The 24,261-nt window shown below is 71.9% G+C and carries 22 protein-coding genes; 12 read left to right on the forward strand and 10 right to left on the reverse strand.

The window, feature by feature from the left end:
* The first annotated feature begins 98 nt into the window (after positions 1 to 98).
* Positions 99 to 788: a sulfite exporter TauE/SafE family protein gene (locus tag ABZ444_RS03615; RefSeq protein WP_357992123.1), complete on the forward strand. Its 690-nt coding sequence runs from the start codon at positions 99 to 101 to the stop codon at positions 786 to 788.
* Between the two features lie 7 nt (positions 789 to 795).
* On the opposite strand, the gene ABZ444_RS03620 is transcribed toward ABZ444_RS03615, so the two are convergent.
* Positions 796 to 1,335, reverse strand: a complete 540-nt coding sequence (locus tag ABZ444_RS03620) for a DinB family protein (RefSeq protein WP_357992126.1) — start codon at positions 1,333 to 1,335, stop codon at positions 796 to 798.
* A 524-nt stretch (positions 1,336 to 1,859) separates the two neighbouring features.
* Here ABZ444_RS03620 and ABZ444_RS03625 point away from each other — a divergent pair.
* From ABZ444_RS03625 to ABZ444_RS03640, 4 genes are read left to right on the forward strand one after another with little or no spacing between them, the layout of a single operon-like run.
* Complete coding sequence (locus ABZ444_RS03625; protein ID WP_357965037.1) at positions 1,860 to 2,978, forward strand: substrate-binding domain-containing protein; 1,119 nt, start codon at positions 1,860 to 1,862, stop codon at positions 2,976 to 2,978.
* A 60-nt stretch (positions 2,979 to 3,038) separates the two neighbouring features.
* Positions 3,039 to 3,803 (forward strand): ATP-binding cassette domain-containing protein, encoded by a 765-nt coding sequence (locus ABZ444_RS03630; RefSeq protein ID WP_357992129.1) that lies wholly within the window; start codon positions 3,039 to 3,041, stop codon positions 3,801 to 3,803.
* Entirely contained in the window at positions 3,800 to 5,062 is a 1,263-nt protein-coding gene (locus tag ABZ444_RS03635; protein ID WP_357992131.1) for an ABC transporter permease, read from the forward strand. The genes ABZ444_RS03630 and ABZ444_RS03635 overlap by 4 nt, the downstream gene beginning before the upstream one ends.
* Before the next feature lie 35 nt (positions 5,063 to 5,097).
* Positions 5,098 to 6,303 (forward strand): ROK family transcriptional regulator, encoded by a 1,206-nt coding sequence (locus ABZ444_RS03640; RefSeq protein ID WP_352365559.1) that lies wholly within the window; start codon positions 5,098 to 5,100, stop codon positions 6,301 to 6,303.
* On the opposite strand, the gene ABZ444_RS03645 is transcribed toward ABZ444_RS03640, so the two are convergent.
* Genes ABZ444_RS03645 through ABZ444_RS03655 form a run of 3 tightly spaced genes read right to left on the reverse strand, consistent with a single transcriptional unit; the run spans position 6,300 to position 8,839 of the window.
* Positions 6,300 to 7,049, reverse strand: coding sequence for a neutral zinc metallopeptidase (locus tag ABZ444_RS03645; RefSeq protein WP_357992135.1), 750 nt, complete (start codon positions 7,047 to 7,049; stop codon positions 6,300 to 6,302). The genes ABZ444_RS03640 and ABZ444_RS03645 overlap by 4 nt on opposite strands.
* 36 nt (positions 7,050 to 7,085) lie before the next feature.
* On the reverse strand, positions 7,086 to 7,898 hold the full coding sequence (locus ABZ444_RS03650) for a neutral zinc metallopeptidase (protein WP_357992137.1): 813 nt from the start codon (positions 7,896 to 7,898) through the stop codon (positions 7,086 to 7,088).
* Between the two features lie 53 nt (positions 7,899 to 7,951).
* Positions 7,952 to 8,839: a neutral zinc metallopeptidase gene (locus ABZ444_RS03655; protein WP_357992140.1), complete on the reverse strand. Its 888-nt coding sequence runs from the start codon at positions 8,837 to 8,839 to the stop codon at positions 7,952 to 7,954.
* A 148-nt stretch (positions 8,840 to 8,987) separates the two neighbouring features.
* Between ABZ444_RS03655 and dxs the strand changes: the two genes are divergently transcribed.
* Positions 8,988 to 10,871 (forward strand): 1-deoxy-D-xylulose-5-phosphate synthase, encoded by a 1,884-nt coding sequence (gene dxs / locus ABZ444_RS03660; RefSeq protein ID WP_357965864.1) that lies wholly within the window; start codon positions 8,988 to 8,990, stop codon positions 10,869 to 10,871.
* Here dxs and ABZ444_RS03665 read toward each other — a convergent pair.
* Positions 10,816 to 11,451: a DedA family protein gene (locus ABZ444_RS03665; RefSeq protein ID WP_357992143.1), complete on the reverse strand. Its 636-nt coding sequence runs from the start codon at positions 11,449 to 11,451 to the stop codon at positions 10,816 to 10,818. The genes dxs and ABZ444_RS03665 overlap by 56 nt on opposite strands.
* 90 nt (positions 11,452 to 11,541) lie before the next feature.
* Between ABZ444_RS03665 and ABZ444_RS03670 the strand changes: the two genes are divergently transcribed.
* Positions 11,542 to 13,005 carry an amino acid permease gene (locus tag ABZ444_RS03670; RefSeq protein WP_357992146.1) on the forward strand — a complete coding sequence of 488 codons (1,464 nt, stop codon included), beginning with the start codon at positions 11,542 to 11,544 and terminating at the stop codon, positions 13,003 to 13,005.
* 42 nt (positions 13,006 to 13,047) lie between these two features.
* Here ABZ444_RS03670 and ABZ444_RS03675 read toward each other — a convergent pair whose 3' ends face one another.
* The 4 genes from ABZ444_RS03675 to ABZ444_RS03690 form a co-directional block, all read right to left on the reverse strand.
* Complete coding sequence (locus ABZ444_RS03675) at positions 13,048 to 13,440, reverse strand: SSI family serine proteinase inhibitor (RefSeq protein WP_357965016.1); 393 nt, start codon at positions 13,438 to 13,440, stop codon at positions 13,048 to 13,050.
* Between the two features lie 88 nt (positions 13,441 to 13,528).
* On the reverse strand, positions 13,529 to 15,616 hold the full coding sequence (locus ABZ444_RS03680) for a 3-hydroxyacyl-CoA dehydrogenase NAD-binding domain-containing protein (protein WP_357992149.1): 2,088 nt from the start codon (positions 15,614 to 15,616) through the stop codon (positions 13,529 to 13,531).
* Complete coding sequence (locus ABZ444_RS03685; protein WP_357992153.1) at positions 15,613 to 16,797, reverse strand: thiolase family protein; 1,185 nt, start codon at positions 16,795 to 16,797, stop codon at positions 15,613 to 15,615. The genes ABZ444_RS03680 and ABZ444_RS03685 overlap by 4 nt, the downstream gene beginning before the upstream one ends.
* 40 nt (positions 16,798 to 16,837) lie before the next feature.
* Positions 16,838 to 17,566 carry a hypothetical protein gene (locus tag ABZ444_RS03690; RefSeq protein ID WP_357992156.1) on the reverse strand — a complete coding sequence of 243 codons (729 nt, stop codon included), beginning with the start codon at positions 17,564 to 17,566 and terminating at the stop codon, positions 16,838 to 16,840.
* A 225-nt stretch (positions 17,567 to 17,791) separates the two neighbouring features.
* On the opposite strand from ABZ444_RS03690, the gene ABZ444_RS03695 reads away from it, so the two are divergent.
* Positions 17,792 to 19,306 carry an LCP family protein gene (locus ABZ444_RS03695; RefSeq protein WP_357992159.1) on the forward strand — a complete coding sequence of 505 codons (1,515 nt, stop codon included), beginning with the start codon at positions 17,792 to 17,794 and terminating at the stop codon, positions 19,304 to 19,306.
* Positions 19,307 to 19,322: 16 nt separating this feature from the next.
* On the opposite strand, the gene ABZ444_RS03700 is transcribed toward ABZ444_RS03695, so the two are convergent.
* Complete coding sequence (locus ABZ444_RS03700; protein ID WP_357965003.1) at positions 19,323 to 19,616, reverse strand: helix-turn-helix domain-containing protein; 294 nt, start codon at positions 19,614 to 19,616, stop codon at positions 19,323 to 19,325.
* Positions 19,617 to 19,709: 93 nt separating this feature from the next.
* Here ABZ444_RS03700 and ABZ444_RS03705 point away from each other — a divergent pair, with 93 nt between their 5' ends.
* The 4 genes from ABZ444_RS03705 (at position 19,710) to ABZ444_RS03720 (ending at position 24,254) form a co-directional block, all read left to right on the forward strand.
* A complete protein-coding gene (locus tag ABZ444_RS03705) occupies positions 19,710 to 21,137 on the forward strand; it encodes an FAD-dependent monooxygenase (protein WP_357992162.1) in 1,428 nt (475 codons plus the stop codon).
* 91 nt (positions 21,138 to 21,228) lie between these two features.
* Positions 21,229 to 22,323, forward strand: coding sequence for a hypothetical protein (locus ABZ444_RS03710; protein ID WP_357992165.1), 1,095 nt, complete (start codon positions 21,229 to 21,231; stop codon positions 22,321 to 22,323).
* Between the two features lie 124 nt (positions 22,324 to 22,447).
* Positions 22,448 to 23,449, forward strand: coding sequence for a LacI family DNA-binding transcriptional regulator (locus ABZ444_RS03715; RefSeq protein ID WP_357992168.1), 1,002 nt, complete (start codon positions 22,448 to 22,450; stop codon positions 23,447 to 23,449).
* Between the two features lie 31 nt (positions 23,450 to 23,480).
* Positions 23,481 to 24,254 carry a TIM barrel protein gene (locus ABZ444_RS03720; RefSeq protein ID WP_357992171.1) on the forward strand — a complete coding sequence of 258 codons (774 nt, stop codon included), beginning with the start codon at positions 23,481 to 23,483 and terminating at the stop codon, positions 24,252 to 24,254.
* Positions 24,255 to 24,261 lie beyond the last annotated feature (7 nt).

The following is a 24,261-nucleotide window of genomic DNA, read 5'->3' on the forward strand; positions in this document are numbered from 1 at the left end:
TGCGTTCGGTGGGTGGGCTGTCCATCGGGGGTGACTCTGAGTGAGGGTGGTTGACTTTCGGCGTGAGTGATGCGGGATTGGTGCTGCTTGTCGGGAGTATGGCGGTATTTCTGGGTGCGGTCGTGCAGGGGAGTGTGGGGTTCGGGCTGGGGCTGGTGGCCGCGCCCGTGCTGACGATGCTCGACCACAGCCTGATGCCCGGCGCGATCCAGGTGGTCAACATGACCCTGCCGCTGTTCACGCTGGCCGCCGAGTGGCGGCGGGTGGACTGGCGGGGGCTGGGGTTCGCGCTGCTGGGCCGGGTCCCCGGCGGCGCCGTCGGCGCCGTCATCGTCGTGTACGTCTCCGTCCAGGCGCTCGGCGTGCTGGTCGGCGTGATGGTGCTGCTGGCGGTGGGGCTCACCGCGCGTACGGTCAGCGTCGTCCGCAACGGCGCGACGATCACCGGCGCCGGCTTCGTGTCCGGGATCACCGGCACCGCCACGGGCATCGGCGGCCCGCCCCTGGCGCTGGTGTACCAGAGTGCCAAGGGGCCGCAGATCCGGGCCACCCTGGCGATGTTCTTCTTCCTGAGCGCCGCGCAGTCGATCGCCATCCTGGCGTTCGTCGGCCACCTGCCCGCCCGCGCGCTGGCCACGGGCGCGATCCTGATCGTGCCGATGATCCTGGGATTCCTGGCGTCGCGGCCGCTGCGGCGCTACCTGGACGGCGGCAAGGTGCGGGCGGCCGTCCTGGTCGTGGCCACCGCGTCGGCGCTGGCCCTGATCGCGCAGAGCGTGCTCGCCTGACGCCGGGCTACTCGCCGGTCTGGCCGTCGACGGACTCGCGGATGAGGTCGGCGTGGCCGTTGTGCCGGGCGTACTCCTCGATCATGTGAACGAGGATCCAGCGCAGGTGGGGGCGGCGGCCGTCCGGCCAGGAACGCTGGGCGGGCTGGTCGAGCCCGCCGGCGGCCAGCGCCTCGGCGGTCAGGGCACGCGAGCGGGCCACCGAATCCCGCCAGAGCGCGCGCAGCTCGTCGGGGGAGTCGTGGGCGGCGGAGTGCCAGTCCCAGTCGGGGTCGGCCGTCCAGTCGACGGTGTCCCACGGGGCGTGCGGGTCGCGTCCGTGCAGCATGCGGGAGAACCAGTGGTCCTCGACGTAGGCCAGGTGCTTGAGCATGCCGCCGAGCGTCAGCGAGGACGCGGCGGTGGTGGCGTCGAGGCCCGCCGCGTCGAGGCCGGAGCACTTCCACTCCAGGGTGGCCCGCAGGAAGTCGAGGAAGCCCAGGAGGGTCTCGGCCTCGTCGCCCATGAGGGGCGGTTCCGGGCGTCCCTGCTCGTCGAGATCGGTCATGGTCGGGCAGTCTAGCGGCGGGGCGATTCCCGGGGCGTCTGTACGCCCGCATGGTGATCAACGTGGTGGAGTGGACCAGGTTGTGAGCCGTGGCGGGTCGCCCGCCGAAAGGGCGCTGCCCCGGCCGGCCGGGTGGTGCCGCCAGGTCGCCGCGGCCCTGCGGCGCCGGTGGCCGGACGCGGACGTCGACTTCGGGGCGCCGGCCCCGTACACGTCACCCCGCTGAGCGAGCGGCCCCTGCGGGTGCGGGGCCGCTCGCGGAACGGCGCAGGCCCCAGGCGACGGAGAAGGGTGGGGTGCCTTTCGTTTCGAGGGCCCCTCCATCCTCACAAGCCTCACGTACAGTAACTAAACAGGCGCTTTAAGTTGCAAAGCCGAGCCCCCGGTCGCGGGTCTACGTTTCTGGATTGTTACCGGAAACAACAAACTGCCGGACAGAAGGGTCTTCCAAAGCAGGCCGTGGCGGAATACGTTGCCGCAAACAACATTCATCCGGGCCCCTCCGGAAGAAAGGACCCTGCATCATGCGCAAGGGGATCCTCAGCCTGACCGCCGCGGCGGCGACGCTCGCCCTCGGTCTCACCGCCTGCGGGGGCGAAAGCGGTCAGACCGGCACCACCTCCACCTCCTCCGCCTCGGCGACGCAGCCCGCGAAGGCCGGCAAGATCGGCGTCATCCTCCCGGACAGCAAGTCGTCGGCGCGCTGGGAGACGGCGGACCGCAAGTACCTGGAAGAGGCGTTCAAGGCCGCCGGCGTCCAGTACGACATCCAGAACGCCCAGAACGACAAGACGGCGTTCCAGACCATCGCCGACCAGATGATCACCAACGGGGCCACCGTCCTGATGATCGTCAACCTGGACAGCGGCAGCGGCAAGGCCGTCATCGAGAAGGCCAAGTCGCAGGGCGTGGCCACCATCGACTACGACCGCCTGACCCTGGGCGGCGGCGCCGCCTACTACGTCAGCTTCGACAACACCAAGGTCGGCACGCTCCAGGGCGAGGGCCTGAGCAAGTGCCTGGCCGACAAGAAGGCCGACAAGCCCATCGTCGCCTACCTGAACGGCTCGCCGACCGACAACAACGCGACCCTGTTCAAGAACGGCTACGACGGCGTGCTCAAGCCCAAGTTCGACGCCGGCGAGTACGTCAAGGGCCCCGACCAGGCCGTGCCCGACTGGGACAACACCCAGGCCGGGACGATCTTCGAGCAGATGCTCACCCAGCAGCCCAAGATCGCCGGCGTGCTGGCCGCCAACGACGGCCTCGGCAACGCCGCCATCACCGTGCTGAAGAAGCAGAACCTCAACGGCAAGGTGCCGGTCACCGGTCAGGACGCCACCGTCCAGGGCCTGCAGAACATCCTGGCGGGCGACCAGTGCATGACGGTCTACAAGGCGGTCAAGAAGGAGGCCGACGCCGGGGCCAAGCTCGCCGTCGCGCTGGCCAAGGGCGAGAAGCCCGCGGCGAGCGCCAGCGTCAAGGACCCCGAGACCAGCCAGGACGTGCCCTCCGAGCTGCTGGAGCCGCAGGCCATCACCTTCGACAACGTCAAGGACGTCGTGGCCGACGGTTACGTCACCAAGGAGGAGCTCTGCACCGCCGACTTCGCCAAGAAGTGCACTGAGGCCGGAATTCAATAGCATGGACGGGCGCGGCCGGGTGCCACCGGCGCGAGGCCGCGCCCCTCTTTAGGGAGCCCCATGACCCCCCTCCTCGAAGTGCGCGGGATCGACAAGAGTTTCGGTCCGGTGAAGGTGCTGCACGAGGTCGAGTTCTCCGCCTACCCCGGCGAGGTCACGGCGCTCGTCGGCGACAACGGCGCCGGCAAGTCGACGCTGGTCAAGTGCATCGGCGGCATCTACCCCATCGATTCGGGCCAGATCCTCTTCGACGGCCGCCAGGTCACCGTCCACACCCCCCGGGACGCGGGCGAGCTCGGCATCGAGATCGTCTACCAGGACCTGGCGCTCTGCGACAACCTCGACATCGTCCAGAACATGTTCCTCGGCCGGGAACGCAAGAACGGCTTCCTGCTCGACGAGGACAGCATGGAGGAACTGGCCGAGAAGACGCTCAGCAGCCTGTCCGTCCGCACGGTGAAGTCCATCAGGCAGCAGGTCTCCAGCCTGTCCGGCGGCCAGCGGCAGACCGTCGCGATCGCCAAGGCCGTGTTGTGGAACAGCAAGGTCGTCATCCTCGACGAGCCCACCGCGGCCCTCGGCGTGGCCCAGACGGCGCAGGTGCTCGAACTCGTGCGCAGGCTGGCCGACACGGGCCTCGCGGTCGTCCTCATCTCGCACAACATGAACGACGTGTTCGCCGTCTCCGACCGGATCGCGGCGCTCTACCTCGGCAGGATGGCCGCGCAGGTCAAGACCGCCGACCTGACGCACGCCCAGGTCGTCGAACTGATCACCTCGGGTCGCAGCGGCGAACTCGGCCTCAAGAACGGGGTCACCTCATGAGCAAGGTCAAGGAACTCCCGGGCGAGGCCATCGTCGTCGCCGCGCAGTCCCCGTCGATCGCGCACAGCGTGCGGGCGTACTGGGAGCGCGTCCGGGGCGGCGACATGGGCGCGCTGCCCGCCGTGCTCGGCCTGATCGTGCTCTGCACGGTCTTCGCCCTGGCCCGGCCCGCCTTCGTCACCTCGATCAACTTCGCCAACCTGTTCACCCAGGGCGCGAACGTCACGCTCATCGCCATGGGCCTGGTCTTCGTCCTGCTGCTGGGCGAGATCGACCTGTCGGCCGGCTTCGCCAGCGGTGTCTGCGCGGCGGTGCTCGCCGTCACGCTGGCGACCTTCGGCCTGCCCTGGTACGTCTGCGTGCCGGCCGCCATCGCCACCGGCGTGCTGATCGGCGTCGTGCTCGGCACGCTGGTGGCCAAGGTCGGCATATCGTCGTTCGTGGTCACGCTGGCCGCCTTCCTGGCCTTCCAGGGCCTGGTCCTCGTGCTGGTCAACGAGGGCACGAACATCTCGGTCCGGGACAGCGTGATCGTCGCCGTCGCCAACAAGAACCTGCCGCCGCTGCTCGGCTGGATCCTGTACGCGGTGTGCGTGGTCGCCTTCGCGGCCGTGCAGCTCCTGCGGGCCAGGAACCGGTCCGCGCGCGGCCTGGTCGCCGACCCGCTGTCGCTGATCGCGGCCCGTGTGGGCGCCCTGGCGCTGCTCGGCGGGCTCGCGGTCTACGTGCTCAACCTGGAGCGCAGCCGCAACCCCGCGCTGGTCTCGCTCACCGGCGTGCCGATCGTGGTGCCGGTGATCGTCGTGCTGCTGGTCGTGTGGACGCTGGTGCTACGGCGCACCGCGTTCGGCCGGCACCTGTACGCGGTCGGCGGCAACACCGAGGCCGCGCGCCGGGCGGGCATCCCGGTCGACCGCATCAAGATCGCGGCGTTCGTGATCTGCTCCGCGATGGCGGCGGTCGGCGGGATCGTGGCCGCCTCCCGGGCCAGCTCGGTCGACCCGAACACGGGCGGCAGCTCGGTCCTGCTGTACGCGGTCGGCGCGGCCGTCATCGGCGGCACCAGCCTGTTCGGCGGCAAGGGGCGGGTGCTCGACGCGGTGCTCGGCGGCGCCGTGGTGGCCGTGATCGAGAACGGCATGGGCCTGATGGGCTACGGTGCGAGCGTGAAGTACCTGGTCACCGGGTGCGTGCTGCTGCTCGCCGCGGGCGTCGACGCCCTGGCGCGCAAGCGGGCGGCTGCTGCTGGTCTAAGGTGATCAGCGACCCGCAGCCCCTGAAGGAACCCCAGACGATGCGTGCCGGACCGTCCCAGGAGGACATCAGGCGCCACAATCTCGGCGCGCTGCTTCGCCATGTCCATCTGGGCGGGCCGATCTCGCGCGCCGAGCTGACCTCGAAGATGGGGCTCAACCGCAGCACCATCATGGCGCTGACGTCCGACCTGACCGCCGCCGGGCTGGTGCGGGAGGAGCTGCCGCGCGAGACCGGCCGGGCCGGCCGGCCCTCGCTGGTGGTGCGCCCGGAGTCGGCGCGCGTCTACGTGTTCGCGTTCGACGTGGGCCCCGACCGGCTCGTGGCGGCGCGGGTGGGGCTGGGCGGCGTCATCCTCGACCGCAGGGAGACCACCCGCGACCGGGGCAAATTCGCCCTCGACGAGCTGGCCGGGGTGCTGTCGGGGTTCGCCAGGCAGATGCGGCGCAAGACGCGCGACGACACCGTGTGCGTCGGCGCCGCCGCCGCCGTGTCCGGCGGGGTGCGCAAGGGCGACGGCGTGGTGACGTTCGGGCCCAACCTGATGGCCCACGACGTGCCGTTCGGTGAGGAGCTCGGCCGCCGGCTGGGCCTCGGGCTGCCGGTCAGCGTGGGCAACGACGCCAACCTGGCGGCCCTGGCCGAGCACAGCCGCGGCCTCGGCGTGGGCGTGCGCGACCTCATCTGCCTGCACGGCGACGTGGGCATCGGCGGCGGCATCATCACCGGCGGCCACCTGCTCGGCGGCTTCGACGGCTACGGCGGTGAGGTCGGCCACATGGTCGTCAACCCCGGCGGGCGCGAGTGCTCCTGTGGCTCGCACGGCTGCCTGGAGGCCGAGGTGGGGGAGCGGGCGCTGCTGGAGCTGGCCGGCCGGTTCGGGCCCGGCCAGCACGGCCGCGACGCGGTGCGGGCCGTGGTCGACGCGGCCGACCGGGGCGACATCGTCGCGCAGGAGGCCCTGAGCCGGGTCGGCGACTGGCTCGGGCTCGGCGTGGCGAACCTGGTCAACATCTTCAACCCGGAGATGGTGATCTTCGGGGGCATGCTGCGGGAGGTCTACCTCGGCTCGGCGGCGCAGGTCCGCACCCGGCTGGCGCTGCACGCCATGGCGCCCCAGCGCGAGCACGTACGGCTGCGCACCTCGGCGCTCGGCGACCACGTGACCCTCGTCGGGGCGGCCGAGCTGGCCTTCGCCCACGTGCTGGCCGACCCGCTGGAAGTGCTGGCCAGGGTCAGCTCCTAGCGCACCCGGGCCTTGGGGGCCGTCCAGGTGTCGCAGGCGGCGGCGGAGCCGTCGCGGTGGCCGCGGTTCTGCCAGTAGGCCAGGTTGCGCGGGCGTCCGTGGATCTTGCTGTAGTCCGCCCTGCGGACGGCGTCCAGCCAGTCGCGCCAGGTGACGTCGGGTTTGATCGAGGTGAGCGCGGCGCTGTAGAAGACGCCGGCGAAGCACTCGGCCTGCATCTCCAGCCGGTGGCTGAGCAGGGTGCGGGCTCCCGTGGAGGCGGGCTGGTACAGGGCGTTCTGCGCGTCCAGCACGCCGGTGAGCTCCTGGACGTGGTGTCCCCACTCGTGCGCGACGGAGTGCGCGATGTTCATCCTGAACGGGTCGTCCAGGTCGTGCTTCATGATGCGGATGACGATCGTGCGCTGCACCGGGCAGTACTGTGCGCCGTTGGCGGTGATCCGGCCGCAGACGGAGTCGCCGCCGGTGGTGACGGTCACCTTGGGCGGGGTGTAGGTCAGGCCCGCGGCCGCGAACCGGCCGGCCCAGAAACGGTCGGCGCACCTGGCCATGGCCCGGTGGAACGACTTGAGCGAGGCGGCGCTGCCCGTCCTGATGGCGGGGACGGCGCACGCCAGGCGCTCCCGCGAGACGACCGGCGCGGCCGACAGACCCCCTCGCGCCGGGCGGCCCGCCGCGGCCGACGGAGCCGGCGACAGCAGAACCGCGATCATGCACATGGCGAGCGCCATGAGGGGAATGCGCACGATCGCGGATCTTAGAGGAGTTTGTACGAGTTTGGCTTAGCCGACCTTGGCCTTGGGGGCGGCCCAGGTGTTGCAGGAGCCCGCCGACTTGCCGGTGAAGCCGCGCTTGAGCCACCACGCGACGTTGGCGTCCGAGCCGTGGGACAGGTCGGCCGAGGAGCGCGTCTTCACGCCGAGCGCGCTCAGGTCGGCCAGGTCGTGCGTGCCCTTGAGCAGGGAGTCGAACTCCTTCTGGCTACGGCCCAGCGAGTCCCAGACGCTGCCCATGAAGGCCCCGGCGTAGCACTCGGCCTGCAGCTCGGTACGGCGCACCGGCTCCAGGTTCCGCGGGTTGTCCAGCACGTACTCGCCGCGCTTGTTGTGCCGGAGCATGCCGGTGAGCTTCTGGACGTGGTGGCCGTACTCGTGCGCCACCACCAGCATCAGCACCGGGTCGGAAGGCTCCTCCACGACGTTCGGGCTGAGCAGGAGGGTCATCGTCTTGTTGACCGGGCAGTACAGCGCCTGCGCGCCCCCCGGGAAGCCGCCGCAGCCCGTGGGGGCGCCCAGCTTGGTGATCACCCGGAACTTCGGCTTGCTGGAGGCGAAGCCCGCCTGCTTGAGCTTGGGGCCCCAGGCCTTGTCGAGGCATTCGAGCACCGCCTCGAAGTAGACCCGCGCCTCGTCCTCGGTCCCGGACTGGACCGGCGGCTCCTCGCACGTCCTGTGCGCGAGCCGGCCTGTCTTGTAGATCGGGTTCTTCGTCAGGACCGGCTTGCTCGCCGGGGCGGCCACGGCCGCGTGGGCCGTACCGGCGACGAAAACGCTCGCCAGGGCGCCGGCAATGATCGCCAATCGGGGGGTACGCATGGGAAGGCACACTACAAAAGAGAGAGATCCAGGTAAAGCGGAAATGCCCGACGTCACTGGACGTTTCGTGCAGCCGCCGCCCACGTGTTGCAGGCGCCCGGCGCGCCCCGGTTGAAGCCCCTGGTCATCCAGGCCGCCTGCGTCGGGCCCTTGCCGTGGTCGTTCTGCGGCCAGCCCTTGGCGCCGTTCTTGTAGAACCACTGGACCGTGTAGTCCCAGTCGGACTGGTTCACCAGTCCGGTGCCCTTCATCGTGCTCATGAAGACGGCGGAGAAGCACTCGGCCTGGAGTTCGGACCTGCGCGAGAGCTGGAGGCGCCCGGCCTTGCCCGCGGTGGACCTGGCCGTCCAGTAGTAGTTCCAGATGCCGGAGGCCTGCTGGATGTGGTGGCCGTACTCGTGGGCGATCAGGCGGCTGATGCCCAGCGGGAACGGGTTGCGGAGCTGGTCGCGGCCGATCAACAGGTACATCGTGCGGTCGGTGGAGCAGTAGACGCCGTCGGCGCCGGTGTTCCAGGCGCCGCAGGGCGTCCTGACCTTCTTGGTGATGATCCGCAGCCGCGGCTTGCTGAACGGCATGCGGGCCTTGCGGAACTGCGTGGCCCACGCCTTGTTCAGGCAGTTCGTCACCCGCGTGAGGAAGCGGCGGTAGGCGATCATGCTGCCCGCGGGCAGTGCGCCCGGCGCGCAGTTCGCGTCGGCGAGCCTGCCGGTCCGGTAGAGGGCGTTGGCCGTGGCCTGCGCCTGACCGCCGGGCGCGGCGGCGCCGGCCCGGGCCGCGGCGGGCGGCGAGGCGAGTTTCTGGGCTTGGCTGACCGGCGCACGCTCGGCCGAGGTCGTGGCGACGTCGGACAGCACGAGCACGAGGGAGGCGGCGGCCATGGCGAGGGCGAGAGCCGCGGCGACCAGAGCCGCGATCCTGCCTTTAGGGAGGGAGTTCATATGTCCGGAAAGACTAGGTCAAGATCGGACATATGTGGGTGGATTTGACTCGATGGAGTCAGTGAGACGTCGGCGAACTAGACTCTTCTGCGTCGTCGAAAGAAGCAGACGGCGAACGAGGCAGAGGGGAGTCGCATCCGTGAGCGGGTTGCTGGGCTCGATAGAGGGACCGCACGACGTCAAACGGCTCGCTGTCGATGAGCTGCCGCGGCTCGCGGGGGAGATCCGTGACCTGCTCGTCGACGCCTGCGCCAGGTTCGGCGGCCACCTCGGGCCGAACCTGGGCGTGGTCGAGCTCACCATCGCCGTCCACCGCGTCTTCGACTCCCCGCGCGACCCGGTGATCTGGGACACCGGCCACCAGGCGTACGTGCACAAGCTGCTCACCGGCCGCGCGGCCGGCTTCGAGGCGCTCAAGCAGGAGGGCGGCCTGTCCGGCTACCCGAGCCAGACCGAGTCCGAGCACGACTTCGTCGAGAACTCCCACGCCTCCACCGCGCTGTCCTACGCCGACGGCCTGGCCAAGGCGTTCAAGCTGCGCGGCGAGCGCGAGCGCACGGTCGTCGCGGTGATCGGCGACGGCGCGCTCACCGGCGGCATGGCCTGGGAGGCGCTCAACAACATCGCCGCGATCAAAGACCTGCCCGTCGTGATCGTGGTCAACGACAACGGCCGCTCCTACTCCCCGACCATCGGCGGCCTGGCCTCCCACCTGTCCTCGCTGCGCGTCAACCGCCGCTACGAGGACATGCTCGAATACGTCAAGGACAAGCTCGGGAACGTTCCGGTCCTCTACGACGCCCTCCACGGCTTCAAGAAGGGCGTCAAGGACGTCCTGGCCCCGCAGGTCATGTTCGAAGACCTCGGCCTGAAGTACGTCGGCCCCATCGACGGCCACGACGAGCAGGCCATGGAGGCTGCGCTGCGCAAGGCCCGCGCCTTCCGCGGCCCGGTCATCGTGCACGCCCTCACCCAGAAGGGCCGCGGCTACACCCCCGCCGAGAACCACGACGAAGACCAGTTCCACTCGCCCGGCGCCTTCGACCGCGCCACCGGCGCCGAGAAGCCCAAGCCGCGCATCTGGACCAACGTCTTCAGCGAGGAGCTGGTCAGGCTCGGCAAGGAGCGCGAGGACCTGGTCGCCATCACCGCGGCCATGCTCCACCCCACCGGCCTCAACGCCTTCGCCGACGCCTTCCCCGACCGCATCTACGACGTCGGCATCGCCGAGCAGCACGCGCTGACCAGCGCGGCCGGTCTCGCGCTCGGCGGCCTGCACCCGGTCGTGGCCGTCTACGCCACCTTCCTCAACCGGGCCTTCGACCAGCTCCTGATGGACGTCGCCCTGCACCGGCTGCCGGTCACCGTCGTCCTCGACCGGGCCGGCGTCACCGGCGACGACGGCGCCAGCCACAACGGCATGTGGGACCTGTCGATCCTCCAGGTCGTGCCCGGCCTGCGGATCGCGGTGCCGCGCGACGGCGACCGCGTCACCGAGCTGCTGCGCGAGGCCGTGGAGGTCTCCGACGGGCCGACCGTGCTGCGCTTCCCCAAGGGCCCGGTGGCCGAGCCGCTGGAGTCCGTGGGCCGCCTGGGCGAGATGGACCTGCTGCGGGCCGCCGAGGGCGAGCCGGACGTGCTGCTGGTGGGCGTCGGCCCGATGGCGCACGTGTGCATGGAGGCGGCCGTCCTGCTCGACGCGCAGGGCATCTCGGCCACTGTGGTCGACCCGCGCTGGGTCAAGCCGCTCGACGAGGCGCTGACGCTGGCCGCCGGCGCCCACAAGCTGGTCGCCGTGGTCGAGGACAACGGCCGCGTGGGCGGCGTGGGCGACGCCGTGGCCCGCCTGCTCCGCGACGCCGACGTCGACGTCCCGGTGCGCACCTTCGGCATCCCGCAGGAGTTCCTCGACCACGCCAAGCGGGCCGTGATCCTCGGCCGCATCGGCCTGACCGGGCAAGACCTCGCGCGCCAGATCACCGAGGCCGTCGCGAAGCGGACCTCCCGCGTGGAGCAGCCGGTCCGCCGTTGAGCACCCGGCGGACCACGGCGGTGATCGCCAGCATGACGACCACCGCCGCGGCCGCCGCCGGCAGCAGCAGGCCCGCCTGCCGCGCCATCTGCCCGGCCACCGCCCCCAGCACGATGTACGTGCTCACCCACGCCGTACTGCCCAGCAGGGCCCACGGCATGAACCGGCGGTAGGGCATGCCCACCGCGCCCGCCACGGCCGGCGTCAGCGCGTGCACCACCGGCAGGAAGTAGGCCAGGGCCAGCGCCCAGCCGCTGCGCCGCAGGATCTGCTCCGCCCGGGTCCAGCGCTCCTCGCCGACGCGCCGGCCGAGCCTGCTGCGACGCAGGCGGGGGCCGTACCGGCGGCCCAGGCGGTGGCCGCCCGTCGCGCCCAGGAGGCAGGCCAGCACGCCGGTGCCGATCAGGGCCAGCGTCTCGGGCACGCTGCCCGACGTGGCGCCCGCGACGAGCAGCAGGCCGTCGCCCGGCGTGATCAGGCCGATCCCCACCGAGGCGTCCAGGGTCAGGAAGACCAGGACGAGCGACAGCACCACCGCCACGTCCTGACCGGCCAGCGTGTCCAGCAGGTCGTCCACCATGATGCGGGTCCGCTACCCCCGACGAGGCGCTTCACCGGCGTGCCCGGCGCGAGCGCATGATCACTGAGGGTCTGGGAAGGATCGCTGATCGTGGACATCTTTCGCACGAAGAGCGTCGAACAGTCGATCCGCGACACCGAAACTCCCGAGCACCAGCTCCGCAAACGGCTGAGCGCCATGGACCTGATGGTCTTCGGCATCGGCGTGATCGTCGGCACCGGGATCTTCGTGCTCACCGGCCAGGTGGCCAAGGAGGTGGCGGGGCCGGCGGTCGCGGTCTCGTTCGTCGTGGCGGCCGTGGTGTGCGGCCTGGCGGCGCTGTGCTACGCCGAGTTCGCCTCGACGATCCCCGTGGCCGGGTCCGCCTACACCTTCTCCTTCGCCACCCTCGGCGAGTTCCCCGCCTGGGTGATCGGCTGGGACCTGATCCTGGAGCTGGCGCTGGCCGCGGCCGTGGTGTCGGTCGGCTGGTCGGGCTACTTCGCCTCGATGCTGGACTCCGTCGGCGTCCACCTGCCGGCGTCCATCGCGGGCGACGATCCCGTGGTCAACGTGCCCGCGGTGGCCATCGTGCTGATCCTCACCGCGATCCTGGTGGTTGGCATCAAGATCTCCTCGCGGGTCAACCTGATCCTGGTGATCACCAAGATCACGGTGGTGCTGCTGGTCATCGTGGCCGGGCTGTTCTTCGTCAAGGCCGCCAACTACACGCCCTTCATCCCCGAGCCGGTGGCCTCGCCGCGGGTCGAGGGGCTGAAAGCGCCGCTGATCCAGGTGCTGTTCGGGGTCACGCCCGTCGCGTTCGGCGTGATCGGCATCTTCTCGGCCGCGGCGATCGTGTTCTTCGCCTTCATCGGCTTCGACATCGTGGCCACCGCCGCAGAGGAGACCGTGCGCCCGCAGCGCGACGTGCCGCGCGGCATCATCGGCTCGCTGGCCGTCTGCACGATCCTCTACGTCGCGGTCTCGCTGGTCGTGGTCGGCATGCAGCCGTACAAGCAGCTGAGCACGAGCGCGCCGCTGTCGGACGCGTTCACCGCCGTCGGCCATCCCTGGCTGGCCGCCATCATCAGCGTGGGCGCCATCGCCGGCCTGACGACCGTGGTGCTGGTGCTGCTGCTCGGGCAGACCCGGGTGTTGTTCGCCATGTGCCGCGACGGCCTGCTGCCGCGTCGGCTGGCCGTCGTCCACCCCACCTTCGGCACGCCCGCCCGGCTCACCATCCTCGTCGGCCTGGTGACCATGGTGCTGGCCGGGTTCGTGTCGTTCGGGGAGCTGGCCGAGCTGGTGAACATCGGCACGCTGTTCGCGTTCATGGTGGTCTCCGTCGGCGTGATCGTGCTCCGGCGCACCCGGCCCGACCTGGAGCGGGCCTTCCGGGTGCCGATGGTGCCGCTGCTGCCGATCCTGTCGGTGCTGGCCTGCCTCTACCTGATGCTCAACCTGCCGCTGGAGACCTGGCTCAGGTTCGTCGTCTGGATGGTCATCGGCGTGGTCGTCTACTTCGCCTACGGCTACCGTCACAGCAGGCGGGGGGCCGTGCCCGGCCGGTGACGCGCGAGGGGGGCGGGCCGGTGGCCCGCCCCCCTCGCCCGCTCAGATCGCCAGGAGCGTTCCGAGGCCCGCCTTCATCGTGCAGGCGTTGGTGTAGACCTTGCCCCACTTGACGGTCTTGTCGTACCACTTGCCGAGGATCATGACGGCGCGCGGCTCCAGCTCCTTGCCGCAGGCCGCGGCCGCCTTCGGCGAGACGTTGATCTTGGCCGGGTCGCCCTTCACCTTGCGCAGGAGCGCGCAGGCGGCGTGGGCGGAGGGGTGGGTGCCGCCGTCGGGGCTGCAGTTGAGCCAGGCGCCCTTGGTGGGGCCGTTCTTCACCGCCATGGTGACCTTGAGGACGACCTTGGGGGTGGGGGGCGCCGCCAGGGAGGGCGACGACGCACCCAGCACGAGGGCTCCGGACAGAGCGATCGTGCCGACTGCTCGCATCATGGTTACTCTCCGTTCGTAGGACGGCACAGTACGCTACGGCGAAGGCGGCCATGACGTACGGAGACCCGCCGGGCGGGCCTCCGTAAAATCACGCGGGCAGCGAGGCCGCACCGGGCGGAAGGAACCGGGGCTGGGCGATCCCCGACCTGTCCAGATAAGGCGTGATGCCACCCAGATGGAACGGCCAGCCGGCGCCCAGGATCATGCACAGGTCGATGTCCTGCGGCCCGGCGACGACGCCCTCGTCCAGCATGATCCGGATCTCCCGGGACAGCGCCCCGAGCACGCGCTCACGGACCTGCTCGGCCGTGGACGGCGACGTGCCGCCGGCGAACAGGGCCACCGCCTCCGGGTCGAGCGAGAAGTCCGGACGGTAGACGCCGGGCTTGCCCGAGGCGACCAGCTTGGCCATGTTCTCCGAGACGCCGAACCGCTCGGGGAAGGCCGCGTGCAGCGTCTCGGCGACGTGCAGGCCGACGGCCGGGCCGACGAGCTGCAGCAGCGCGAACGGCGTCATCGGCAGCCCGAGCCCGTCGAGCGCGTGCTCGGCGACCTCCAGCGGCGTGCCCTCGTCCACGGCGGCCACGACCTCGCCCATGAAGCAGGTCAGCAGCCGGTTGACCACGAACGCCGGTGCGTCCTTCACCAGCACGGACGACTTCCGCAGCGACTTGCCCACCGCGAACGCCGTGGCCAGCGTGGCGTCGTCGGTCGAGGCGCCCCTGATGATCTCCAGCAGCGGCATCACGGCGACCGGGTTGAAGAAGTGGAACCCGACCAGCCGCTCGGGGTGTGCCAGCCCGGCGCCCATCTCGGTGAGCGAGAGCGAGGAGGTGTTGGTGGCGAGCACGCACTCGGCCGAGACCACGGCCTCGACCTCGGCGAACACCTGCTTCTTGACCGCCATGTCCTCGAAGACGGCCTCGATGACGAAGTCGGCGTCGGCGAAGGCGTCCTTGGTCAGGGAGCCGGTGACCAGGGACTTGAGCCGGTTGGCCTGGTCGGCCGAGACGCGGCCCTTGCCCAGCAGCTTGTCGACCTCGGCGTGCACGTACCCCACGCCCTTGTCCAGGCGGGACTGGTCGAGGTCGGTCAGCACGACCGGGACCTCCAGGCGGCGGGCGAACAGCAGCGCCATCTGCGAGGCCATCAGCCCGGCGCCCACGACGCCGACCTTGGTGACCTTGCGGGCCAGCGACCTGTCCGGCGCGCCGGCGGGACGCTTGGCCCGGCGCTGGACCAGGTCGAAGGAGTAGAGCCCGGCCCGCAGCTCGTCGCCCATCAGCAGGTCGGCCAGCGCCTGCGTCTCGGCGGCGAAGCCCTCGTCGCGCGAGGCGGTCGCGGCCAGCGCGATCAGGTCGAGCGCCCGGTAGGGGGCGGGGGAGGCGCCGCGCAGCTTCATGTCCACCAGGAAGCGCGCGTCGGCGACGGCCTTGTCCCAGCCGTCGTGCTCCTGCCGCTCGACGGCGACCTCGCCCTTGACCACGCGGGCCGCCCAGCGCAGCGACTCCTCCAGGAAGTCGGCCGGCTCGAACATCGCGTCCGCGACGCCCAGCTTGTAGGCGTCCGCGCCCTTGATCATGCGGTTCTGCGACAGTGGGTTCTCGATGATCAGCTTGATCGCGTTCGCCGGGCCGATCAGGCGGGGGAGGAGCTGCGTGCCGCCCCAGCCGGGCACCAGGCCGAGGAAGCACTCGGGCAGCGCCACCGCGGGCACGCCGGAGGAGATCGTCCGGTACGCGCAGTGCAGCGCGATCTCCAGGCCGCCGCCCATGGCCGCGCCGTTCACGAACGCGAACGTCGGGATCGGCAGCTCGCCCAGCCTGCGGAAGACGTGGTGGCCCAGCGCGCCGATGGCCTCGGCCTCCGCGCGGGAGGCCACGGCGGCCGCGCCCTTGAGGTCGGCGCCGACGGCGAAGATGAACGGCTTGCCCGTGACGCCCACCGCGGCCAGGTCGGTGCGCGCGGAGATCCGCGACAGGGCCTCGTCCAGCGCGAACAGGCCGTGCGGGCCGAAGGTGTTGGGCTTGGTGTGGTCGAAGCCGTTGTCCAGGGTGATCAGGGCCATCGTGCCGGCGCCGCCGGGCAGCGGCACGTCGCGCACGAGGGCCTTGGTGACGACCTCGTCGGTGTTGCGCCCGCTCAGCAGCGCGCGCCAGGTCTCGATGTCGCTCATGCCAGGTTCTCCCAGATCACAGTGCCGCCCATGCCCATGCCGACGCACATGGTGGTGATGCCGTACCGCACGTCGGGCCGCTCGCCGAACTGGCGGGCGAGCTGCGTCATGAGCCGCACGCCCGAGGAGGCCAGCGGGTGGCCGAAGGCGATCGCGCCGCCGTAGGGGTTGACGCGCTGGTCGTCGTCGGCGATGCCGAAGTGCTCCAGGAAGGCCAGCACCTGGACGGCGAACGCCTCGTTGACCTCGAACAGGCCGATGTCGCCGATGGACAGCCCGGCCAGCCGCAGCGCCCGCTCGGTGGACGGGATCGGGCCCACGCCCATCACCTCGGGGTCCACGCCCGCGAAGGCGTAGGAGACCAGGCGCATCTTCGGCGTCAGGCCCAGCTCGCCGGCGACCTCGCGGGCGGCCATGATGCAGCCGGTGGCGCCGTCGTTGATGCCGGAGGAGTTGCCCGCGGTGACGTTGCCGTGCGGGCGGAAGGGCGTCTTGAGCGCGCCCAGCGCCTCCATCGTGGTGCCGGGGCGCGGCGCCTCGTCCTCGGCGGCCAGGCCCCAGCCCTTCTCGGCCGTCCTGATCGCGGTGGGCACGAGGTCGGGCTGGATCTTGCCGTCGGCGTACGCCTTGGCCGCCTTCTCCTGCGAGAGCACCGCGTAGGCGTCGGCGCGCTCCTTGGAGATCGACGGGTAGCGGTCGTGCAGGTTCTCGGCGGTCATGCCCATGACCAGCGCGCTCGGGTCGACCAGCTTCTCCGACAGGAACCGCGGGTTGGGGTCCACGCCCTCGCCCATGGGGTGGCGGCCCATGTGCTCGACGCCGCCGGCGATGGCCACGTCGTACGCCCCGAAGGCGATGCCGCCGGCGACCGTGGTGACCGCGGTCATCGCGCCCGCGCACATGCGGTCGATCGCGTAGCCGGGCACGCTCTTGGGCAGACCGGCCAGCACCGCCGCCGAGCGGCCGATGGTCAGGCCCTGGTCGCCGATCTGGGTCGTCGCGGCGATGGCCACCTCGTCCACGCGCTCGGGAGGCAGCCCGGGGTTGCGCCGGACGAGCTCGCGGATGACGCGGACGACCATGTCGTCGGCGCGGGTCTCCGCGTACAGTCCCTTCGGCCCTGACCTGCCGAAAGGCGTGCGTACGCCGTCGACGAACACGACGTCACGAGAGGAAGGCACGGATTCGCTCCTCGTTCTTGGATGGGGTTCCGCGCCTATGCTACTCGTCGGTAACCACCCCGCAGACGAGGGCGGCGGTCAGCAGCGCGTAAACGATCGGCATGGGCGGTTCCCAGAGATGGGCGCGGGCTCCGAGCAGGGCGGCGACCGCCACGGCCGCGCCCGTCCAGAGCGCCGCGCCCCCTCGTGGACGCGCGCCCCGGCCGGGATCCCACGGATCGCCAGGTGATCCTCCCGGACGACCGGCGCGCGCCACTATCCCCAGGGCGTCCCGTGCCCACCAGACGAGGAACGACACGCCCGCGGCCAGGCCGATCACCATGGCGGCCTCGACGGCCCAGCTCAGGGCGTCGGCGAAGGCGTACCGGGCGGCCGCCCTGAACTGGCCGGGAGAGGTGCCGCCGAGCAGCAGCAGCACGGCCCAGCCGGACGCGACGCCGAGCCGGCTCAGCGGACGCCGCCGGGCCGAGGGCGGCACGGCGAACAGCTCGCGCTCGCGGCGGCGCACCAGGCGCGCCCGCGCGCCCCACACCAGCTGGGTGACCGCCAGGACGGGCAGCGCGATCGCGAACACCGCCAGCGAGAGCACCGCGAGCGGTAACGTCTGCTCTCTGGTCGGCGCGCGGTCGGCCAGCACCTGGGACGTGGCCAGCAGCGCGATCGAGCCGGTGAGCGCGACGAAGACGGCCCGGCGGGCGGTCCGGGCGGCGGTGCGCAGCCCGGCCAGCGCCTCGGCGCCTGGAGGGGGCGCCATCTCGGTCAGAAGCATGGACGTCATGATGGCGTCACGGACCGTAGTGACGCCGCGGATTCGCGCGCTTTGCATGGAGCCCTCGTCGGACGCGTCCTCCCAAGTCCGCCATCGGGTGAAATCAGCGACACGCCGTATAAATGGCGGATTGTCAGTATGCTGCGCGTCACACCAGAGGGGGCCGCGCTCTGCGAGGGGCGCGCGGGGGTGCGTCCTGTGCGGGGCGCGCGTAGAGGAGGGCGCGTGAGCGAGGGCCGGAGAGCGCCGGAACGGCCGCAGCATCGCCCCGACCACCGTCCTGATGGCCGCCCCGACGACCGCCCCGACCGTCGCCTGGACCGCCCCGCGGGGCGCGGGCGGCGGATCACGCCGCTGGCGTGGGTGAGCATGGCGCTGACGTTCGTGCTGGTCGCCGTCACGCTGGGCGGGTACGCGTACTACCGCAGCATCGACAACGGGATCCCGCGCGTTCCCGTGGACGCCGGGCCGTCGCGGCCGCCCGAGACCGGCGCGCTGAACGTGCTGCTCGTCGGCTCGGACTCGCGCGATGGCGACAACAAGAAGTACGGCGCGAAGTCGCAGGGCCTCGGCGAGCGCACCGACACGATCATGATGCTGCACATCTCCCCCGACCGGGACAAGGCCACCATGATCAGCTTCCCCCGGGACACCATGGTCATGATCCCGCCGTGCCGGAGCGGCGCCGGCGCGACGCTGGCCGGAGGACTGCGCCAGATCAACTCCGCCTTCAACGACGGCGGCATCAACTGCACGGTCCGCACGCTCGAGTCGCTCACCAACATCAAGATCAACCACATCGTGAAGGTGGACTTCACCGGTTTCAAGGGCATCGTCGACGCCCTCGGCGGCATCGAGATCTGCCTGCCCAAGGCGGTCAACGACCCCAAGGCCAAGCTCGTGCTCAGCGCCGGCAAGCACATCGTCAAGGGCGAGCAGGCCCTCGGGTACGTGCGCACCCGCTACGCCCTCGGCAATGGCAGCGACCTCGACCGCATCCAGCGCCAGCAGGTCTTCCTCACCAAGGTGCTGGACAAGATCACCGACGGCGGGCTGCTCACCGACCCCATCAAGGCCGACGCGTTCCTCAGGGCCGGGGTCAAGGCCGTCACCGTGGACGACAAGCTCACGCTGCCGCGGATGCTGGAGATCGCGGGCAGCGTCAAGGGGCTGACCGCCAAGGAGCTCAAGGGCATCACCGTGCCGGTGGAGGCGTACCCGGCCGACAAGAACCGGGTGCAGCTCAAGCAGCCGGACGCGCGCAACTTCTTCGAGGCCGTGCGCTCCGACACCGAGGTGACCCCGCCCTCGTCCGCCGCCAAGCCGAAGGTCGAGAACGGGCGGGTGCGCGTCCAGGTGCTCAACGGCACCGCGGAGTTCGGCAAGGCCGGCCAGGTGGCCGACGAGCTGGCCGACCAGGGGTTCGCCGTCGTCCAGGTCGGCAACGCCGCGCCGGTGGCCACCACGTCCATCCGGTACGCGAAGAAGGACGCCGACAACGGCGCCGCCTACGGGGACGCGGTGGCCGCCCGGCTGTCGAAGGACAAGCGCACGCCGGTGGCGGGCAAGGTCGCGCCGGTGAACCCGAAGCCGTACGCGACCAAGGTCACCCCGCTGCCCGACGGGCCGATCGTGCAGCTCGTCATCGGGGCCGACTGGCCGGGTGTGCGGGTGGTGTCGGCGATCCCCGGCTCGCTCAAGGACAAGGTGGTCGACTCCACCACGAACCCCTGCATGTGACCCGGGCGACGGGTGATCAGAGGTCCTCGGACAGCAGCAGGTCGACCAGGCCGGGGAAACGGGCGTCGAGGTCGTCGCGGCGCAGCCGGATGAACAACTTGCGGCCCTCCGGGCGCTGGCAGATGACGCCGGCCTCGCGCAGCACCCGCCAGTGGGCGGTCAGCGTCGACTTCGGCACGTCGGCCACGACCTCGCCGCAGAACAGCTCGTCCCCCGAGGCCAGCGCGCGCACGATCTTGGCGCGGACGGGATGGCCGAGCGCGGCGAGCACGTCCACCAACTGGATCTGGTCACGCGACGGGTGCAGCATGCCGCCATTGTACGGATAACACGAACGATGATTTGACGGACATTGTTCGTATGTACGAGGATTACGTACTCATCCGGTTTCGAGGAGGGTGCTGTGTTCGATGTCGCCGTGGTGGGTGGCGGGCCCGTGGGCATGTTGCTCGCCGCCGAGCTGGGCCTGCAGGGGGTGCGGCCGCTGGTGCTCGAACGGCTCGCCGTGCCGACCGGCCAGTCCAAGGCCGGGACGCTGCACGCGGGCACGGCCCGGAGCCTCGACCGGCGCGGGCTGCTGGAGGCCGTGGGGCGGTCCACGTACGGGAGCGTGAGCTTCCACTTCTCCGGCATGTTCGGGCTGGACCTCGGAGCGGTCACGGACGGCGGTCCGAGCATCGTGGGCAGCCCGCAGGCGTGGGCCGAGCAGGTGTTCGCCCGCCGCGCGGCGGCCCTCGGCGCGGAGATCAGGCGCGGCCAGGAGGTCACCGGCCTGGAGCAGCGGGACGACCACGTCGCGCTCACCGTGAACGGCCACGAGCTGACCGCCCGGTACGTCGTCGGCGCCGACGGCGCGCGCAGCGTGGTGCGCAAGGCCGCCGGCATCCCGTTCACCGGCACCGGGGCCCGCGTCGCCGCGCTCATGGGCGACGTACGGCTGCTCGACCCGTACACGGTGCCGCCGGGCTACACGCGTACGCCGCGCGGCTGGGTCATCGTCTGGCTCGACCCCGCCGGGCACAGCCGCGTCACCACCTACGACTTCCGCGCCCCGCACGCCGACCGCGAGGCCCCCGTCGCGGTGGAGGAGCTCCAGGAGGCGGCCGAGCACATCCTCGGCGTGCCGGTCCCGATGGCCGGCGCGCGCAACCTGTCCCGGTACGGCGACGCCGCCCTGCAGGCCGAGACCTACCGCGCGGGCCGCGTCCTGCTGGCCGGGGACGCGGCGCACGTGCACTTCCCGTGGGGCGGCCAGGGGCTGAACACCGGCCTGGGGGACGCCTTCAACCTGGGCTGGAAGCTGGCCGCCGAGGTGCGCGGCGAGGCCCCCGCCGGGCTGCTGGACAGCTACCACGCGGAGCGGCATCCGGTCGGCGCGCGGGTGTTGTGGAACGTACGGGCCCAGAGCGTGCTGGCCCATCCCGACCCGGCCGTCGACCCGCTGCGCGAGCTGTTCGCCGAGCTGATGCGGTTCGACCAGGTCAACGAGTACCTGAGCGGGATGATCAGCGGGGTGGACACCGCCTACGACGTGGGCGTGCCGGGGGCCGGGCGGATGGCGCCCGACCTGCCGGTCAAGACGGCCGACGGCGTGGTGCGCACCGCGGAGCTGCTGCGCGGCGGCCGGGCGCTGTTGCTGGACCTCGGCGGCCGCGACGACCTGGTGGCGGCGGCCGCTCCGTGGGCGGACCGGCTGGAGATCGTGCGCGGCAGCGCGGAGCACGACGCCGAGGCGCTGCTCGTCCGGCCCGACGGGTATACGGCCTGGACGTCGGGGGCGCGGGGGTACCCGCTGGAGGCCGCGCTCGCCCGCTGGCTGGGGCGAATGTGACGCAGAGTAACTTTAGTGAAACATGTGAAATTTCCGGACAAGTCTGTTAAGAAAGGTCGCGGTCCGTATTCAAAGCTAGAGAGGTTCCATCGTGGCGCGCGACGAGAACGACAGGCCGTACGAGGATGGGCAGGGCAAATCGTTAAACCCGGAGCTGACCGGAGACGTGCTGTCCCCCCGGTGGAGCACCGAGGACACCGACGAGCAGCCCGCGATCCAGGTCTCCGGCAACGAGACCTACATCCTCCCGGCCGGCCAGGCCGCGCAGCCCGTCGAAGCCCCGGCGACGCCGGCGGCCCCGGCCGACGCGCCGCACGACGTGCTCGACGGCCCGAGCGGCACGCACGACGTCCTGGACGGGCCGGGCGGGTCCCACGAGGCACTGAGCGGGCCGCACGAGACGCTGGCCGGGCCGTACGAGAGCCTGAGCGGGCCGCACGCCGTCCTCGGGGCGGACGGGCCCGGCGTCTCCGGCGTCTCCGTCGGCGACCGCGCGGCCGACGACGACCTGCCCTACCTGCCGCTGGACCAGGGCTACAAGCCCGAGCGCGACGACGACACGGGTGAGGCCAGGCGCGGCTTCCTCGGCTCCGGCTGGACGGACGACGCCGACGACCGCCGGGGCGGCGCCGGGCGCGATCGCGAGGTGCGCCGGCGTACCAGGGTGCTGGTGCTGGCGGCCGCCGCGGTGGTGCTGGTCGGCGCCGGGGCGGGCTGGCTGCTCACCGGCACCTCCTCCGACGACCCGTGCGGGGTCGGGACCTGCGCCGGGGCGAGCCAGGTCACCGCCCCGCCGCGGACGGCGCTCCCGGAGGAGACCGAGGCCGCGCCCGAGCCCGAGGATACGGACACCGCCGAGCCGACCGTGTCCGAGACCGTAACCCCCACCCCCGTGGCCCGCCGCCCCCGCCCCACCCGCGAGCCGTCGGTACGGCCCACCGCCCCCGCCCGCCAGAGCCGTCCGACGGCCACGCCCGACGAGAAGGTCACCCACGGCCCGCGGGACGAGATGAACGACACCTCCGACGGCACCCCCGAGGACTCGGCCGAGGCGCCCGCCACCAGGCGGCCGGAGCGGCAGGAGAGCGCACCTCCCACGCAGGCGCCGCCCGTGCAGCAGGAGCAGCCCGCCCCCTCGCCGAGCGAGAAGAAGGGCCTGTTCGACATCCTGTTCCCCTGGGCCTGAGGACCCCGTCGCCGTCCTGGTGAGCGCGGGGCCGCGAGTTGTCCCGCCGCCGGGGGCGGGCGTGCGAGGATGCGGAGCCAGGTCGTCGTCTGGCAGACTTGGAAACCGCTTTCCGGGAGGTCTCGTGGTCACGCTTGAGGACGTCGCCAAACAGGCGGGCGTCTCCCTCGCCACCGCCTCGCGGGTGCTCAACGGCAGCACCCGCCAGGTGGGCGCGACCCTGCGGGCCCGCGTCGAACGGGCCGCCGACGAGCTCGGCTACCGCGCCAACATCGCCGCCCAGACGCTGGCCCGGGGCGCGAGCAACGTCATCGGCATCGTCGTCCACGACCTGACCGACCCCTACTTCGCCGCGCTGGCCGACGGCGCGATGCGGGCCGCCGCCACCGAGGGCATGCTGGTCATGGTGGGCACCACCCACCGCGATCCCGAGCAGGAGATCGCCTACGTCGCCACCATGAACGCCCAGCGCGTGCGCGCCGTGCTGCTGGTCGGCTCGCGGGTCGCCGACCCCGTCGTGACCGGGCGGCTGCGCGAGGAGCTGGCCCGGTACCGGGAGGGCGGCGGCCGGGCCGCGTGCGTCGGCCAGGACCTGCTCGGCGTGGACACCGTCGCGCCCGCCAACCGGGCCGGCGCCGCGGCCCTGGCCCGCGCGCTGGCCGGGCTGGGGCACACCCGCTTCGCCGTGCTGGCCGGGCCGCCCCACCTGGTGACCGCCGCCGACCGGTGCGAGGGGTTCACCGAGGCGCTGCGGGAGCTGGGGCTGCCCGAGCCCGTCGTGGTCCACGGGCCGTTCGACCGCGACGGCGGCTACCGGGCCGCGACCGAGATCGGCCAGGCGACCTGCGTGTTCGCGGTCAACGACGTGATGGCCGTGGGGGCGCTGGCCGCCTGCCGGGAGCGCGGGATCCGGGTGCCCGAGGACGTCTCGGTGGCCGGGTTCGACGACATCGTCACGTTGCGTGACCACGTGCCCGCGCTGACGACCGTACGGCTGCCGCTGACGGACATGGGGGCGCGGGCCCTGGAGCTCGCGCTCGGCCGGGACGACGCCATCGCCGCCCCCGTGGTCGAGCACGTCGCGGGCGAGGTCGTGCTGCGGGAGAGCGTCAGGAGGATGGGGTGAGCGTGACGGGCGCGGAAGCCGGGGTGATGGCGTGAAGTCGGCGGTCAGCACGTTGGGGATGCCGGGGGAGGGGCTGGAGCGGGCGGCCGGGATCGCCGCCGCGCACGGCTGCCAGGGGCTTGAGCTGCGGCTGCATCCGGACACCGGCGTCCATGCCGGGCTCACCGCGCAGGAGCGGCGCGGGGTGCGGGAACGGGTGGAGCGGGCGGGGCTGGAGATCGCCGCCCTGGCCGGATATGTCGGCATCTGTGAGCCGGGACCGGACGAGCCGGTCGCCGACGCGCTCCTCGCCGACCTGCGGCTGGCCGCCGACCTGGGCGCGCCGGGCGTGCGGGTGTTCCCGCGCGGCGACGATCCGGCCGTCGGCGCCCGCAGGCTGAGGTCCGTCGCCGGTACGGCCGCCGACCTCGGCGTACGCGTCCTGGTCGAGACGCACGACCGGATGCCCACCGGCGCGGCCGTGGCCGGGCTGCTGGCCGAGGCGGGCTGCCCGGGGTCCACCGGCGCGCTGTGGGACCTGCTGCACCCCTGGCGGCACGGCGAGTCCCCGGCCGCCACGCTCGCCGCACTCGGCCCCTCGCTCGCCTACGTCCAGGTCAAGGACGCCGTCTCGGCGGAGGACACCACCCCGGTCCCGATGGGGACGGGCTCGGTCCCGCTGGAGGAGGCCGGCGACCTGCTGCGCGCGGCCGGGTACGCCGGATGGGTCTCGCTGGAGTGGGAGCGCACCTGGTACCCGGACGTGGCGCCGGTGGAGGAGATCCTGCCGGACGCGGTCGCCTGGGTGCGGCGGTTCACCGCTTAGATAGGGG

It is taken from the genome of Nonomuraea sp. NPDC005730, assembly GCF_040630865.1.
Classification (GTDB): domain Bacteria; phylum Actinomycetota; class Actinomycetes; order Streptosporangiales; family Streptosporangiaceae; genus Nonomuraea.

What these genes read in the sequence shown, in the direction of transcription:
- ABZ444_RS03635 (WP_357992131.1), top strand. Translation starts at nt 3,800, where the DNA reads ATGAGCAAGGTCAAGGAACTCCCGGGCGAGGCCATCGTCGTCGCCGCG.
- ABZ444_RS03675 (WP_357965016.1), bottom strand. Translation starts at nt 13,440, where the DNA reads ATGATGCGAGCAGTCGGCACGATCGCTCTGTCCGGAGCCCTCGTGCTG.
- ABZ444_RS03620 (WP_357992126.1), bottom strand. Translation starts at nt 1,335, where the DNA reads ATGACCGATCTCGACGAGCAGGGACGCCCGGAACCGCCCCTCATGGGC.
- ABZ444_RS03650 (WP_357992137.1), bottom strand. Translation starts at nt 7,898, where the DNA reads ATGCGTACCCCCCGATTGGCGATCATTGCCGGCGCCCTGGCGAGCGTT.
- ABZ444_RS03655 (WP_357992140.1), bottom strand. Translation starts at nt 8,839, where the DNA reads ATGAACTCCCTCCCTAAAGGCAGGATCGCGGCTCTGGTCGCCGCGGCT.
- ABZ444_RS03625 (WP_357965037.1), top strand. Translation starts at nt 1,860, where the DNA reads ATGCGCAAGGGGATCCTCAGCCTGACCGCCGCGGCGGCGACGCTCGCC.
- ABZ444_RS03615 (WP_357992123.1), top strand. Translation starts at nt 99, where the DNA reads ATGGCGGTATTTCTGGGTGCGGTCGTGCAGGGGAGTGTGGGGTTCGGG.
- ABZ444_RS03700 (WP_357965003.1), bottom strand. Translation starts at nt 19,616, where the DNA reads ATGCTGCACCCGTCGCGTGACCAGATCCAGTTGGTGGACGTGCTCGCC.
- ABZ444_RS03690 (WP_357992156.1), bottom strand. Translation starts at nt 17,566, where the DNA reads ATGCTTCTGACCGAGATGGCGCCCCCTCCAGGCGCCGAGGCGCTGGCC.
- ABZ444_RS03630 (WP_357992129.1), top strand. Translation starts at nt 3,039, where the DNA reads ATGACCCCCCTCCTCGAAGTGCGCGGGATCGACAAGAGTTTCGGTCCG.
- ABZ444_RS03680 (WP_357992149.1), bottom strand. Translation starts at nt 15,616, where the DNA reads ATGAGCGACATCGAGACCTGGCGCGCGCTGCTGAGCGGGCGCAACACC.
- ABZ444_RS03665 (WP_357992143.1), bottom strand. Translation starts at nt 11,451, where the DNA reads ATGGTGGACGACCTGCTGGACACGCTGGCCGGTCAGGACGTGGCGGTG.
- ABZ444_RS03640 (WP_352365559.1), top strand. Translation starts at nt 5,098, where the DNA reads ATGCGTGCCGGACCGTCCCAGGAGGACATCAGGCGCCACAATCTCGGC.